This is a genomic window from Streptomyces sp. NPDC002884 (genome assembly GCF_040295245.1).
Lineage (GTDB): Bacteria > Actinomycetota > Actinomycetes > Streptomycetales > Streptomycetaceae > Streptomyces.
Genome location: NZ_JBEOVB010000033.1, coordinates 1 through 12,744, shown reverse-complemented (window position 1 = coordinate 12,744; position 12,744 = coordinate 1). Strand labels below are relative to the sequence as shown.

Below are 12,744 nucleotides of genomic sequence, written 5' to 3'. Positions count from 1 at the left end.
CTACTCGGTGACCAGGATCATCACGCGGAGCGCGCCGCCGACCAGGTCGCCCCGTTCGGTCCAGAGTCCGAGGTCGAAGATGTGCAGGCTGCCGAGCGGCGCGCCCTCGGGGAGTCGGACCTCGATGTCGGTGGGAATCTTGTCCGGACGGTCCTCGGAGAAGCGGAAGGGCGTGTCGAGCCCAGGGATGACCTCGGACCGCAGGTCGAAGCCCGGGGTCTCGGTGCTGAGCGTGATGGGGACGGGCCCCTTGGAGGTCATCAGGCTCAGACCTCCCGGAGCCGTCCCCCCACCGGGCACGATCCCGGGATGGGCCTTGAGGACGGCGAGCTGGCTGGCCTCGGGTTTGGTGGTGACATGGTCGGCGCGGACGCGGAACTCAGCACTCCCTCCCCTGGGCGGAAAGGTCGTCGTGGGGACCTTCGAGTTCGTACCCCCGCCGCTCGGGGCCTGCGAGGCGGGCAGCAGCACGATGTTGCACTGGCCGTGATGCTGGTTGTTGTCGACGTCGACCTTGTTGCTCGGGTCTGTGTTCGTGTATAGCAGCTCCTTGCCCTCGGGGTTGGCACCTCCGGCCTGATAGACGTTGGCCATGAGGCAGAAGTGCTTCTCGGCCGCCCCGCCGAGTACCTCGGGCCCGGGATTCCAGGCCTCTTTCATGGTGAACGTGGCCCGGGCGTTCGGATCGAGGGTCTGCGTGCCTTCGTAGGTGAACGGGAAAATGGCGTCACCCGGGCGGTTCATGCCGATGCCGGGTTCGAACACCCACGCCTGGACCTTGACGTTCGCCATGCTCTGGGCGCCTTTGTTCTTCACTCGGACCACGACCTTGTTGTCCTTCTGCGCGTAGGCCTTCGTGCCCTCGACTCCCAGATAGCTGATCCGGATATTGGCGCTGGCCCAAGGTGGCGTGCCCGTGTTGGTGGGATACGGGCGTTGCGTTCCGTCGTCCGCGTCTTCCACGGGGATGTAGAGGTTTCCGGCCATGGGGAACTCCGATCAGTCGACGTTGTAGGAGAGCTGGACGCTGGTGATGAAGACGCTGCCCCCGGGGGTGGCGTCGGTCAGACCCGCCTCGACGAAGTAGTGGAAGCGGGACATGTCGACCCGGGACTTGTCTGGCTGGACCGGCTCGGGATCGCCGAAGGGGCCGCCGGAGCACTGCGCCTGGGCGATCTGCTCGGGCGGGCCGGTGACGGCGAGCGAGCTGCGGTAGAGGGTGACCTTCAGGTTGCCGTTGCCTGCGTTCGTTCCGGTGGCCCGCAGGGCGAGCAGCTGGACGCCATCGGGGGGCGTGACGGACAGGAACCCCCCGAGGTCCGTGGACGTCGCGCTCGTCCGGAGCGCCACACCGCTCGAGTCGAGCACCCACGGCGTCTTGTTCTGCACGGGTGAGAACGTCGGCGCCAGGGACAGCAGCCGCTTCACCGTCGGCCGTTGCCCCACCGCCTTCAGCCCCGTGTCGATCTGCCTCACCACCTTCGACAGGCTCTCCAGGTCCCGCTGGATCGAGTCGAAGCGCACGTTGAAGCCGTTCTGCCCGCTCGCGGCCACGCGGTCGCGGTTGTCCACCCATGGCACGTGTTTGAAGCCGGGGCTGAAGACGATGTCGGTCACGGGTTCCCTCCGGGCAGGAGACGGGTGACGACCTCGACGCCCAGGGGGCGCAGGTCGTCGAGGAGCTGGACGATCAGGGATCGGGTGGCGGGCGGCAGGGTGTGGCCGGCGAGTTCGGGGCGAAGCCGGACTGTGAGCTGGTAGGCGCCGGTTCTGTCGCCCATCCGGTAGGAGGCCTGCACCCAGGCGGGGCCGCCGTGTTCGCCGCGTACGGACATCGTGCCGGGGGCGGTGGTCAGGAGGGCGGCCGCTCCGTCGCCGGTGGACCAGCCGGGCACTCCGGCGGCGCCGATCTCTGCGGGCGAGGGGGTCACGGTCAGTGGCACGGTGGTGCCGATCGGCAGGATGTCGCGGAAGAGCCCGGGCGCGGTGACCCTGACCGGGTCCTGGTGTTCCTGGGATACCGTCACGACTCCCCCGGCGACGCGGACGTAGCTGAAGCCGGCCCGGTGGGCGAGCGCGCCGAGCGTCCCCGGGGGCAGGCCCGGATGGCTGAGACGCAGTTCGCGCGCCTCCTTCGCGAGGGGGCTCGCCGTCGCGCCGAGGTCCCTGCGGACGGCCAGCTTGCCGGTGGTGGCCGAAGGCACGAGGGCGATGAGCGCGTCGAGGTGTTCGGCGACCTCGCGGCGCATCCGGTGGGTCTCCGCGTCGGTGCCGTACTCGGTGTGGGCGGGGTCGTCGTGACGTACGAGGAAGGCGGGATGGAGGCCCTCGCCGGGCGGCATGGGCGAGGGCGGGGCCGGGTCGAGGGTGCCGTCGGCGCCGATCGCGGTGTTGTCGGCGACGGTGACGGGACGGACGACGATCTCGCGGGTGGCGGAGGCCGTGAGGTCGGCGAGGCGGAGTTCGGCGACCACGACGACTCGGCCGGCGGCCTTGCCGCGGAGGACGACGGAGGTGCCTTCGGTGGGGCCGACGAGTTCACCGCGGCCCGCGCCGCTGCGCAGCACGTACCAGCGGACGAGTGAGCCGGGCGGCGGCGTGAGGGGCCGTACGGAGAGGGTGATCGTCCCGTCAACGGGGAGGGCGCCGTCCCCGGTGTCCATGCCGAGGAGCTCGCCGGGGGCGCACTCGGCGTAGACGAGTCCGTCCGGTCGGTGGGTGACCAGGTCGAATCCGGACCAGTGGGCGAGGGCGGCGATCCGTTCGCTGGGGATGGTGTCGTGGCTGAGGAGGACGGCGCGGCCGGTGGCGCGGGCGTCGGCGGCCCTCGGGTCGTACCCGGCGTGCACGACGGACCGCGAGGCGAAGAGGTTGAGCCGGGCGATGGCAGCGACGACGACGGACTGGACGAGGAGCGGGTCAGGGGTGCCGGGGAGGGGCCGGGATTCGGCGGCGGAGGGGGACAGGGCGACCAGGAGGCCGGGGTGGAAGGCCTCCTCGACGGGAGGCCGGGGCAGGTCGGTGCCGACGGTGCCGAGGAGGTCGACGCTCTGTCCGGGCGGCAGGTCGAGGGGGGCGACCCGCAGCGGCAGCAGGCCGCGGCGGAGTTCGGCGTCAGTGTCGTCGAGGACGAGGGGGTCGGCGACGCCGTCGACGGGGCCGACGGCGTCGTTGAGGGCGGCGAGGAGTCCGACGGGGGTGGGCAGGGTCCAGCGGCAGGCGACGGTGAGGCGGCGCCGGTAGGCGGTGTCGGTCTCGCCGGGGGCGCGGACGACGCCGAGGCCCGCGCCGTTGCGGTCGAGGTGGACGCCGAAGGCGTGGGCGAGAGGACGCTGGGCGGCGGTGCGGGAGAGCTGGCGGCGCAGGTGGTCGCGTTCCCAGCCGACGGCCCACAGCAGCCGGCCCATGGTGCCGAGGAGGGCGGTGAGCTGCCACCAGGTCTCCTGGGGTCCGGCGAGGCCGGACTGGATGCCGGTGAGGAGGCCGGTGCCGTCGGGGAGGGGGACGGAGGTGCCGGCGGTGAGCCCGTCGGGCAGTGGCAGCGACAGCGCCGGGCCGCCCCGTACGCCGAGGGTGACAGTGGTCCCGGCGGGGACGTCCTGGCGGGCCTGAAGGATGTACAGCGGGCGGGGTGTGACGCCGAACTGCGCGGTGTGCAGCTGGAAGTCGTACAGGTCGACGGCCGTGCCCCGCACCACGAGCCGCAGCCGGTCGGCGCCGCGTGCGAACGGCAGGGTGAGCCGCGCGGCCATGTCAGCGGCGGCGAGCCGGGGCGGGTCGGGTGCGACGGCGGGGGTGGCCGTGTCGAGGGTGTCACTCATCGGCCGACCACCTCGATGCTGCTAAGGGCGGGGTCGGCGGCGAAGACGGCCATCTCGGTGGGGCCCATGGCGAGGGACTCGCCGACGGCGGCCTCGACGGTGCCGAGCTGGTAGACGACGCCGCCGAAGCCGAAGCGCCCGAAGGCGGGCGGACAGCGCCGCAGATGGAGCCGGCGGACGTCGTCGACGCCTGGCTGTTCGGCGAGGGCGCACATCACGCGGGAGTAGAGCACGTCGTCGCCGAGCCGGAGCCGGCCGATGTCGGCGGTGAGGCGGGCCCGGATGCGGTCGACGACGGTGGCGCCGTCGAAGCCGGCGGCGAGGACGATCTCGGCGCGGACGGCGACGTCGATGTGGTCCGCCTCGACGATGTCCACATGGACGCCGATCGGCCGGACCCGGTCGACGGCGACCTCAACGAGCTCGTACACGCCGGTCACGGAGCCCGGGGCGGGCAGGGTGCGCCAGGGGCGCAGGCCGCGGTGGGCGACGGCGACCTCGGCGAAGTACGGTTCGCCGACCCTGCGTTCGTCGCTGAAGGTACGCCCGCCGAAGTCGAAGCCGCCGAAGTAGGCCTGGGAGACGTCGATGCCGCCGAGCGGGTCGGAGACGCGGGCGTCGAGGACGTCGGGCACGCCCAGGGCCGCCTGCCGCACGCTCTCCACGGTCCACAGGGCGCGCGGGAGGGCGATGATCCGGGCGCGGTAGGCGTCGTCGTCCTCGGGGAGCAGCTCGTCGAAGGGTGCCGGGTTGGTGACGACGAGCGCGGCGGGCAGCCAGTCGGCGAAGTACTGGGCGCGGTGCGCCGGGTGCACGTCGTCGACGGTCCCGGCGGCGACCGGGGCCTCCCCGGGGTCGACGGCGAGGACCCGTACAGTACGGGCGGGGGCGGCGGCGGTCAGTTCGACGGGGGCGGTGGTGGCGAAGGCCCGGGCGGGGTCGCCGTCGCCGAGCAGGACGGTCGCCTCGGGCACCACGTAGGTCCGGCCGGGGACGCCGCCGGCCAGGGTGAGCGCGACGGTTCCGGCACGGCGGGCGGCGTGGCGGGCGAGTCCCGCGTCGTCGCCGAGGAGTTCGAGGGCGGCGCCGTCGGCGGTGGCGGTGAACTGCCCGTAGTAGAGGGCCTCCATCCGCTTCCACAGTTCGGCGTCCTCCTGGGCGACCACTTCCAGGATCTTGCCGAGGGGGCTGGTGGGCGACAGGTCGACATCGGCACCGAGGGCGGCCCTGGTACGGGCCTTGCTCTCGGCGAGGATCACGTCGAGACCCTTGAGGACGAAGCCGTCGGGAGTCACGCCGTACGCCATGGTTCACACCTCCACTTCGGCGGTCAGGGCGGTGGTCCGGCCGTCGAGGGCCTCGACGAGGACCCGGACGGTCAGGACCCGGACGGCGGGGTCCTCGGTGAAGGTAACGTCGGCGACCTCCCGCACCCGTGGGTCGGCGGCCAGGGTGCGGACGATCTCAAGGCGCAGCAGGTCCTTGACGACGCGGGTGCCGCCGGGGTGGGTGAAGGCCTGCCCGGCGCTGAGCCCGTAGCGGTGGTCGCAGGAGTCGCTGCCGTACGGGGTGAGCAGGCGCAGCGTGAGGGCCTGGACGAGGTTGGCGAGGCCGTGCACCTCGGCGAGGCCGCCGCCGCGGACGACGAGGTCGCCGTCGTCGAGGAGCAGGCTGTGGCCGAGGGGTTCGGGCGGTGCGGGGGTGGTCATGGGCTTGCGGCTCCTCAGTCCGTACGGAGCAGGGTCTGGCCCGCGTCCTGGACCTGCCAGGCGAAGGGGAGGACGGGGGTGGCCTGGGTGGTGCCCTTCGCGGTGGCGAGGGCGACGGGAGTGCCGTTGACCTTGAGCAGCCGGCTGGCGCCGACGCTGACGGCGGTGACCTTCACGCAGGGCGTCTGGCCCTTGGCGGCGTCGGTGTTGGGGCAGGCGGGGACGGTGGCGCCGAGCAGGTCGGTGACGAGCAGGGCGGCGGCGCCGTCGACGGTCAGCGCGGTCTGCGAGGCGGTGGTGAGGAGGGTGGCGCCGTGGGCACACGTGAGGACGGAGGCGGTGGTGAGGACTTCGGGCATCACGTCACCTGGACCGAGGCGCCGTCGAGGGACAGGCTCACGGTCCCGTTGGTCAGCGTGATGCCGCTGCCCTCCGTGCGGACGGTGACGGCTCCGGAGGGGTCGATCGCGATGATGGTGCCGGTGTGGTGCTCGATGGTGACGGAGTCATCGTCGGGCGGGGTGGGGCGGGTGCCGACCTGCGGCAGTTTCGGTGTGCCGACGAGGACGTGCAGGCCGCGGGCCTGGACGATCCGGCCGCCCTTGGCGTCGGTGAGGTCGTTGACGCCGGGGCCGGTGGGCTGCCCGTCGGAGCCGGTGCCGGTGGGCAGGGCGAGCCAGTAGTCGCCGGGTTCGGGCGAGGGCGCCCGAGCGCCGGGGGTGCGCGGCCAGAGCCAGCCGACGACGGCGGCGTCGTTGACGAGGTTGCGGTTGTGGGCGAGCAGCGCGCGCATGCCGGGGTAGACGGGCGTCATGAGCCCGCACGGGCCGAACGCGAAGGGCGCGGCGACGGGTTTGTCGAGCAGGACGTCCTCGCCGACGGGTCCGGCGACGCTGGGCATGCTCATGGAGGGCGGCGGGGACTGCCCGTAGCGCAGGGAGACCTGGTGGCCGGCGGTCTTGTAGGCGCTGACCTCGCCGACGTCGACGGAGGGGCGGGCGAGCAGGGCGCGTTCGGCGCCGGCGTCGAGGCGGTCGGTGACGGCACGGACGCCGTCGACGGCCTCGACGAACTCCCCGGCGCGCGCGGCGACGAGCTGGACCTCGCAGACGTAGCCGGTGCGCACGCCGAAGCGGTGAACGAGCCGGTTGACGCGGAGCGTTCCAGTGGGGGCGTCGGGGAAGCGGCGGAAGGCGGCGACCTGGCCGACCCGCAGGTCGGGGTGGCCGAGGACGACCAGGTTCAGCGAGTTCCGGGTCGGCGGGCGTTCCTCGCCGGGTGCCACGACGAGGGTCTCCTCGCCCTGCGCGTCGCCGTACGAGACGAGGTTGACCTCCGGGTCGAAGGCAACCGGGGCGGGGTCGTCGGTGCCGACGGAGGGGCCGATCAGGACGCGCCGGTCGCGGATGACGACGGGCGCGCGGGCGGTGTCGGCGAGCTCGCGCAGGGCGCCGAGCGCGGTGGGGTTGCGGACGGTGTGATCGGTGAGCGGTGTCGCCAGCTCGGAGCCTTCGGCGAGGGTGAGTCCGGCGGCCTTGACGACCTTCTCGGCGAACTCCAGGGCCTCGGTGGACTCGGCGCGGTGGACGGCGACGGAGGTCATGCGCAGGGCGTAGCCGCCGGCGTCCTGGCCGGTGAGCCGAACCCTGCTGAGGCCGTCCTCGGCGACCCAGGAGTTCAGTCGGACGATCCGGCCCGTCATGACGGGGCGGCGGCCGGCGGAGGGGTCGTCGAAGTAGCCGAGCCGGACGGTGGCGGCGAGCGGGCGGCGGGCGAGAGCGTCGCGCAGGGTCGTGACGGTCTCGGCGGGGAGGTTGACGAGGACCGCCTCGAAGGTGCTCGCGACGGCGCCCTCGCCCATGGTGACGGTGATGTCGGCGTCGAGGACCAGGGAGCCGCCGAGGACGTCGTTGGAGACGGTCAACGGCAGGGTGGTGAGGCCGCCGAGGGCCGCGAGTGGTCCGGCGGCCCCGGCGGCGGCGTCGGCTTCGGCGAGGAGGCCCGAGAGGGGCCCGGTGCCCTCTTCCTCGGCGACGGTGAGGCTGTAGCGGATGGCGAAGCTCATCGGGCGCCCACCCCCGCGAGGACCTTCGAGCCGTAGCTGCCGGTGCCGTTGAGGTTGCGCACGTCGACGCGGGCCTCCCGGAAGACGAGCTGGAGCTCGCCGGCCGGGCAAGGCAGGTCGCGAACGGCCTTGCGGCGCAGCAGCGGGACGAGTCCGCCGGGTTCCTCGCGGGCCACGGCGATCACCAGGAACGGCCCGCCGCCGAGCAGGTCGAGCACCCCGCCCGCGGCCACCGTCTCCTCGGCGGCGTTGACGTACAACTCGATCCGGTAGACGCGCTCGCCGAAGCGCAGCCGGAAGGACTGCGGAAATCCTTCGTCGGCGTCGACGGGCAAACTCGCCTGCATCAGGCTTCCTCTCGGGACGGGGCGGCTGGTCGTGGGGCTGGGTCAGAGGAGCGGGGGGCCGGGTGAGCGCGGTACGGCCCCGGGGGCTGGTATGGAGGGGACGCCGGGGCTCCCAGCGGCGAGCGCCAGGTCGACGGCCTCGCCGATCAGCGCGCTCAGGCTGGAGCGGGGCACGTACTGGAGGGTCATGGACAGGTCGAAGGCGTCCCGCTTTTGCACGCTCTGCGCGAACCGCAGGTCGGTCATCTGCATGTCGAGGCTGAGGGTGAGCCCGCACACCACGGGGATGCCGGTGGCGGCGAGCGCCGGTCCGGCGGCGGAGAGCAGCGCCCGCGAGGTGAGCGCGAGCACCTCCAGGGCCTTCTTCGTCGCGAAGCGGTCCGGGCCGAGCAGCACCGCCTCGATGGTCAGGGTCTTCGTGGACGGCTGGGTGGCCTGGGAGAACCTGCTGCCCAGGATCCGCTCGACCCGGTACCCCTCGGTCATGGTGATGCTCTGCACGTACAGCAGGGGAATCGTGCCGACGAGCACCTTGTCCGCCACGGGCTACCCCCGGCTGCCGAGTTCACGGTCGAGTTCCTCAAAGACGTGCGCGGCGATCCGCCGGACGTGGTGATCCTGGAGGGCGCCGACCACCTCCACCTCGACAGGGAAGTGGTAGTGAACGACCTGGCCGCCGTCGCCCCGGTGGGAGACCACGGCCTCGCTGCCGGGAGCGGGCACGATGTACTCGCCCTCGTGGACGAGGGCGATGCCGGTGCGCTCCACCCGGTCGCCGGGGCGGTCCGCCGCTGCGGTGGCGTCGTCGGAGGTCTCGCGGGTCACGGTCAGTCCTCCACGCCGACGTTGAGGGCCATGCAGGTGAAGGTGGCCTGCGGGACGCCGTCGACGGTGATGTTGCTGGGCTGGGCGGCGCTCACCACGCAGCGGCTGAACTTGAGCGAGGAGAACGCCCAGTCGTTGCCCTTCTTCTCGGCGACCGCGATGGCGAACTCTCCTCCGTTGACGGCGAGTTCGGTGAGGTCCGCGACGGCGGACGCGATGGCCGGGATGGTAAGGGTGAAGGTGAAGGTGAACGGCTGGCGCACATAGCCGACGCCGTCCGCCTCCAGGCTGTGGATCACCGTGTGCGGCACGTTGAACGATGGGGAGAAGTTGGTGATCGGCGAGATCGTCCGGCCGGCGAGTTTCACTTCCAGCCGGGTGTTCCAGTCGGACATGGGAAACGGCTCCTTGGTCGGATCAGTCGAACTTGAGCGTGATGTTGATGCGGTGGACCGCCCCCGCGTAGTCGACCCGGACCATGGCCTCGGCGGCGCGTTCGGTCTGGGCGGCCTGGACGAGGGCGTCCTCGGCCGGGGTGCGCTGCGACTTGTCGAGCAGGGAGAGGATGGGGACGACGATCTCGTACTCCTCGATGACCTCGGCCCTGCGCAGGGGTTCGAGGACGGTCTCCATCTCGGCGACGAGTCCGCGCAGGCCGGAGCGGCTGATGCGGAGGTTGCCGATGGTGCCGATGAGCCGGGCCTTGAGCCGGAAGGTGACGTCGTCGACGGTGCGGACGATGTCGATGTACTTCTTGCCTCCGGGATTGCCCGTGTAGCCCTCGCCGAGGTAGACCCCGGCGCCCGGGATGAGCGGCGGGTCGACCAGCCAGTTGACGCCCTTGCCGGCCGGGCCGCCGGTGTTCGCGCCCTCGGAGTCGTTCAGCTTGATGAGTTCCTGGGCGGTGAACGCCTCGGAACTCACCTTGACCTGCTTCAGGAGCAGCGAGACGTGCGGCTCGTGGCCCGCGATGGTGCCGGCGACGGCTGCGGCGACGTCGTCGTCGCTCTTGTGCGCCACGTACACCATGCGCTCGCTGACGAGGCTGCCGACCACCACGGCGGGGTCGGCGGCGCCCTTGGCGAGCATCGCGACGCCGATGCGCTCCATGCCGTCGGCCACGGGGGCGACGACGTGCTCGGCCAGCTTCACGATGGCGGGGGTGGGTGTCGGCTGGCCTCCCGTCGGAGTACTGAGGGCCAGTGCGGTGCCGGCGAAGAGGACCAGTTGCACGTTGACCGTGCCCATCTTGGCGAGCGCGTCGTCGTAGGCGTTGGACTGGGCGAGCCGTACGCCCCAGACCTCGCTGGGTCCCGGCTCCTGGACGAGGGCCGTCGCGATTGCCTCGCCGAGGGCGCCGGTGGCGATCCTGCGAGCCTCGTTGACGTCAGTGAACAGGTGGGGGACGTTGGGCGGGAGGAAGTCCGCGGGAGGGTTGGCCGACGGGGTCGCGACGCCGATGATGCCGACGTTGCCGAAGGCACGGACGGCGGGGGCGAAGGGGACGCCCTCGGTCTTGACGCGGACGTAGCGGACGGGACTGTCGGGCATGGGACCTGCTTCCTTCCGGAACGGGGAGGGTCTTCGGGGCTCGCCGACCGGTGGCCCGGACAGGCCCGCAGGCGGCGATCGCGTCAGGTCAGGAACACCGCCGCCATGCCCGCGCCCTCCAGCAGACTCTCGATCTGCGCCCGGGTGAGCCCCGGCTCGGCGGGCGGCGGCAGCGGTACGGGGGCCGGGAAGGCGGCGACGAGCGCGTACGGCGCGACGCGCACCCCGAAGGACCCCGGCGGCAGCGGGCGGTCGCGGGCCGCGGCGGCGACCAGACGGGCCGCCCGTACCGCCCCCGCGACGTCGTCGGTGGCGCCGACGACCACGGCGACGTCCACGGCGACGGTCCGCCGGTTGGCGGGGTGCCCCGGGTCGAAGACGGGCGGCCGGCGCAGCTTCACCTCCGTGCGGAGGTACTCGCCCGACTCGCGGAGGTCCTCCACGGTGACGAGCCCGTGGCTGCCCATGAACGCGTCCAGGTCCAAGAAACGGAACTGGTCACGGAACTCGTCCAGGGTGTCGTACGCGTCGACGGCCTTGACCACGAGGGAGTCGAGGCCGCCCGGGTCGGTCTCGGCGACGACGTCGATCTCCAACTCGGCGAGGACGTCGATCCACGCCGGCTCGGCCGTCTCGCCCTCCCAGCGGAAGTCTGACAGCGTCGTGCCCGGGACAACCTGACTCCAGGTGCCCCGGCGGGCGTCGAGCGGGAAGACCGGCCACTGCGCCGCGACCTTCCGGACCCGCAGCTCCGCCACCGAGTCGATCCGCTCGTACTCCAGCTCATGGGTGCGCTCGACAAGGAACCGGGCCCGGGGTCGGAGCAGCGCGCCGAGTAAGACCGGGTCGGCGAGCCGGGCCATGGCCCGGTCCTGGATGACACCCATGCACGCGTCCTTTCGCGCCGCGGCGGACCGCGGAGCGAAGGCGCTGTTCCGGCATGCGGCAAGACATAGGGACGCACGTCCGCACACCACGTCACAATGCCTCCTACTCCGTGCGGAGGAGAGGAGGCACCGATCGGGTGATTGCGCCGCGATCGACGTTTTCGATGCCCTCCCCCGCCCCTTCGGGCGAGCGCGCGAGCCTGGTGGGGGATTGTGCGCCGGGGCGTGCGTACGGTTGGGCCGTCGGCAATTCCCAGATGTCGCAAGGGTCCTGACGCCACCTCATGTGTATTCGACGCCGTCCCGCCGTCAACGCACGTCCCCTCAGACGCGGCCGGTGTCACCCAGCAGCCCGAAGACCGGGCGCAGACCGTCGGGCCGCCGGTCGATGGGAAGGTGTTCGACGACGTGCGCCCGGGCGCCGAGTGCCAGCGGGCCGCCGTCGGCGGACGGCCGTCGCCGACCATCAGCGTCTCGGCGGGGGCGAGCCCGTCGCCGGCGAAGCGGAAGATGGCCGGGTCAACCGCCGCGTGGACCACGACACTCCTGGGACCGTGAACTCCTGCGCGTCATCGAGCATGCCGCCGCCCAACCGGTCGGCGCCGTGATCACCTCGAGGCCTCCAGCCGCGTCCACGCCGTCGGTTCACCGCCCACTCACTGATCGGCGACGACCGCCCACTGATTCCGTCCTCGCTCGAGGTCAGCGGCTGCCTGCCCGGCAGGCAGCGGGCCGGTTGTGCCGGAAAGCGCATCAATCGCGGGCGTACACAGGGTGTCGGGCGGCGTGCCGTGGCGGGACGTATGTGACCTCGAGCAGGGATAGGGAGCACCAGATGGAGTCCGCCCAGGCCAAGAAAGGCTGCGGGGGCCAACCGGAGACCTGCCAGCGCACGCGTGACGCGGTTGTCGCTGTCTCGTTGAACCGCGCGCCCACAGCCGGGCCCCAAGGGATGCATGGCTGCCCCCCCCTTGGGGCCCACAGTGGTGCCTGCGGCTGGCCGTCCTGGCACGGGGTGGGGCCAAAAGGGGAGCGCGCTGGCTGCTACCGGCGGCGGCCGACTGGTGGCGTGTCCACCGGGGCCGTCGGACAGGGCGATGCGGGCCGTGATGCGCGGCGACCGGTACTCATAGGGACCATGGTCGGTGCACTCGGCTGTGCATACGGCGCCGCCCAGCCGTGGATGTCCAGGCGGGTACGTTCGGCGTGTTTTTCAGCCCAGCCGCAGGTGGGGCAGGGCAGCGGGACGTGGACGATGCCATGGGAGGGGGCCAGCGCCCAGCGGGGCTGCTCCAGCCGCTCGAGCGTGGCGTGCAAGCCGAGGCGGGATCGGTCGGCTGCTGGGTGCAGGTATGGACTTCGTACCTGACGACTGTGATGCCTGTGGCGACGGCCTAGGAGGCCGGGCCTTCGACTATCGCCCGCTGCGGGCGAGGCCGGACGCCCCGCGGGGGCGGACGATCGCAGGGGTGAGTGCGCAGCCCGCCAGTCCCAGGCCATCCCGGGGAGAGCAGCTCATGCGCTACGAGATCCGCGTCG

General features: G+C 72.4%; 13 protein-coding genes. All 13 read right to left on the bottom strand.

What is annotated here, in order from left to right; translation table 11 throughout:
- On the bottom strand, positions 1 to 987 hold the full coding sequence (locus ABT070_RS37845; protein ID WP_351767453.1) for a hypothetical protein: 987 nt from the start codon (positions 985 to 987) through the stop codon (positions 1 to 3).
- Positions 988 to 999: 12 nt separating this feature from the next.
- Positions 1,000 to 1,617 (bottom strand): hypothetical protein, encoded by a 618-nt coding sequence (locus ABT070_RS37840; RefSeq protein ID WP_351767452.1) that lies wholly within the window; start codon positions 1,615 to 1,617, stop codon positions 1,000 to 1,002.
- Entirely contained in the window at positions 1,614 to 3,821 is a 2,208-nt protein-coding gene (locus tag ABT070_RS37835; protein ID WP_351767451.1) for a hypothetical protein, read from the bottom strand. The genes ABT070_RS37840 and ABT070_RS37835 overlap by 4 nt, the downstream gene beginning before the upstream one ends.
- On the bottom strand, positions 3,818 to 5,128 hold the full coding sequence (locus ABT070_RS37830; RefSeq protein WP_351767450.1) for a baseplate J/gp47 family protein: 1,311 nt from the start codon (positions 5,126 to 5,128) through the stop codon (positions 3,818 to 3,820). The genes ABT070_RS37835 and ABT070_RS37830 overlap by 4 nt, the downstream gene beginning before the upstream one ends.
- A gap of 3 nt (positions 5,129 to 5,131) precedes the next feature.
- Positions 5,132 to 5,530 (bottom strand): contractile injection system sheath initiator, encoded by a 399-nt coding sequence (locus tag ABT070_RS37825; RefSeq protein ID WP_351767449.1) that lies wholly within the window; start codon positions 5,528 to 5,530, stop codon positions 5,132 to 5,134.
- Positions 5,531 to 5,544: 14 nt separating this feature from the next.
- Positions 5,545 to 5,889 (bottom strand): hypothetical protein, encoded by a 345-nt coding sequence (locus tag ABT070_RS37820; RefSeq protein WP_351767448.1) that lies wholly within the window; start codon positions 5,887 to 5,889, stop codon positions 5,545 to 5,547.
- Positions 5,889 to 7,595: a hypothetical protein gene (locus ABT070_RS37815; protein ID WP_351767447.1), complete on the bottom strand. Its 1,707-nt coding sequence runs from the start codon at positions 7,593 to 7,595 to the stop codon at positions 5,889 to 5,891. Before ABT070_RS37815 ends, ABT070_RS37820 begins: the two co-directional genes overlap by 1 nt.
- Positions 7,592 to 7,942, bottom strand: a complete 351-nt coding sequence (locus ABT070_RS37810; protein WP_351767446.1) for a hypothetical protein — start codon at positions 7,940 to 7,942, stop codon at positions 7,592 to 7,594. The genes ABT070_RS37815 and ABT070_RS37810 overlap by 4 nt, the downstream gene beginning before the upstream one ends.
- Positions 7,943 to 7,984: 42 nt before the next feature.
- Positions 7,985 to 8,485, bottom strand: coding sequence for a hypothetical protein (locus ABT070_RS37805; protein WP_351767445.1), 501 nt, complete (start codon positions 8,483 to 8,485; stop codon positions 7,985 to 7,987).
- A gap of 3 nt (positions 8,486 to 8,488) precedes the next feature.
- Positions 8,489 to 8,767, bottom strand: a complete 279-nt coding sequence (locus tag ABT070_RS37800; RefSeq protein ID WP_351767444.1) for a hypothetical protein — start codon at positions 8,765 to 8,767, stop codon at positions 8,489 to 8,491.
- Positions 8,768 to 8,769: 2 nt separating this feature from the next.
- Complete coding sequence (locus ABT070_RS37795; protein WP_055645540.1) at positions 8,770 to 9,162, bottom strand: hypothetical protein; 393 nt, start codon at positions 9,160 to 9,162, stop codon at positions 8,770 to 8,772.
- Between the two features lie 22 nt (positions 9,163 to 9,184).
- The gene (locus ABT070_RS37790; protein ID WP_351767443.1) at positions 9,185 to 10,318 is read right to left on the bottom strand and encodes a hypothetical protein; all 1,134 of its coding nucleotides are present in this window, start codon (positions 10,316 to 10,318) and stop codon (positions 9,185 to 9,187) included.
- Between the two features lie 83 nt (positions 10,319 to 10,401).
- On the bottom strand, positions 10,402 to 11,205 hold the full coding sequence (locus ABT070_RS37785; RefSeq protein ID WP_351767442.1) for a hypothetical protein: 804 nt from the start codon (positions 11,203 to 11,205) through the stop codon (positions 10,402 to 10,404).
- Between the last annotated feature and the right edge of the window lie 1,539 nt (positions 11,206 to 12,744).

What these genes read in the sequence shown, in the direction of transcription:
- ABT070_RS37835 (WP_351767451.1), bottom strand. Translation starts at nt 3,821, where the DNA reads ATGAGTGACACCCTCGACACGGCCACCCCCGCCGTCGCACCCGACCCG.
- ABT070_RS37785 (WP_351767442.1), bottom strand. Translation starts at nt 11,205, where the DNA reads ATGGGTGTCATCCAGGACCGGGCCATGGCCCGGCTCGCCGACCCGGTC.
- ABT070_RS37830 (WP_351767450.1), bottom strand. Translation starts at nt 5,128, where the DNA reads ATGGCGTACGGCGTGACTCCCGACGGCTTCGTCCTCAAGGGTCTCGAC.
- ABT070_RS37815 (WP_351767447.1), bottom strand. Translation starts at nt 7,595, where the DNA reads ATGAGCTTCGCCATCCGCTACAGCCTCACCGTCGCCGAGGAAGAGGGC.
- ABT070_RS37790 (WP_351767443.1), bottom strand. Translation starts at nt 10,318, where the DNA reads ATGCCCGACAGTCCCGTCCGCTACGTCCGCGTCAAGACCGAGGGCGTC.
- ABT070_RS37825 (WP_351767449.1), bottom strand. Translation starts at nt 5,530, where the DNA reads ATGACCACCCCCGCACCGCCCGAACCCCTCGGCCACAGCCTGCTCCTC.
- ABT070_RS37810 (WP_351767446.1), bottom strand. Translation starts at nt 7,942, where the DNA reads ATGCAGGCGAGTTTGCCCGTCGACGCCGACGAAGGATTTCCGCAGTCC.
- ABT070_RS37820 (WP_351767448.1), bottom strand. Translation starts at nt 5,889, where the DNA reads ATGCCCGAAGTCCTCACCACCGCCTCCGTCCTCACGTGTGCCCACGGC.
- ABT070_RS37845 (WP_351767453.1), bottom strand. Translation starts at nt 987, where the DNA reads ATGGCCGGAAACCTCTACATCCCCGTGGAAGACGCGGACGACGGAACG.
- ABT070_RS37795 (WP_055645540.1), bottom strand. Translation starts at nt 9,162, where the DNA reads ATGTCCGACTGGAACACCCGGCTGGAAGTGAAACTCGCCGGCCGGACG.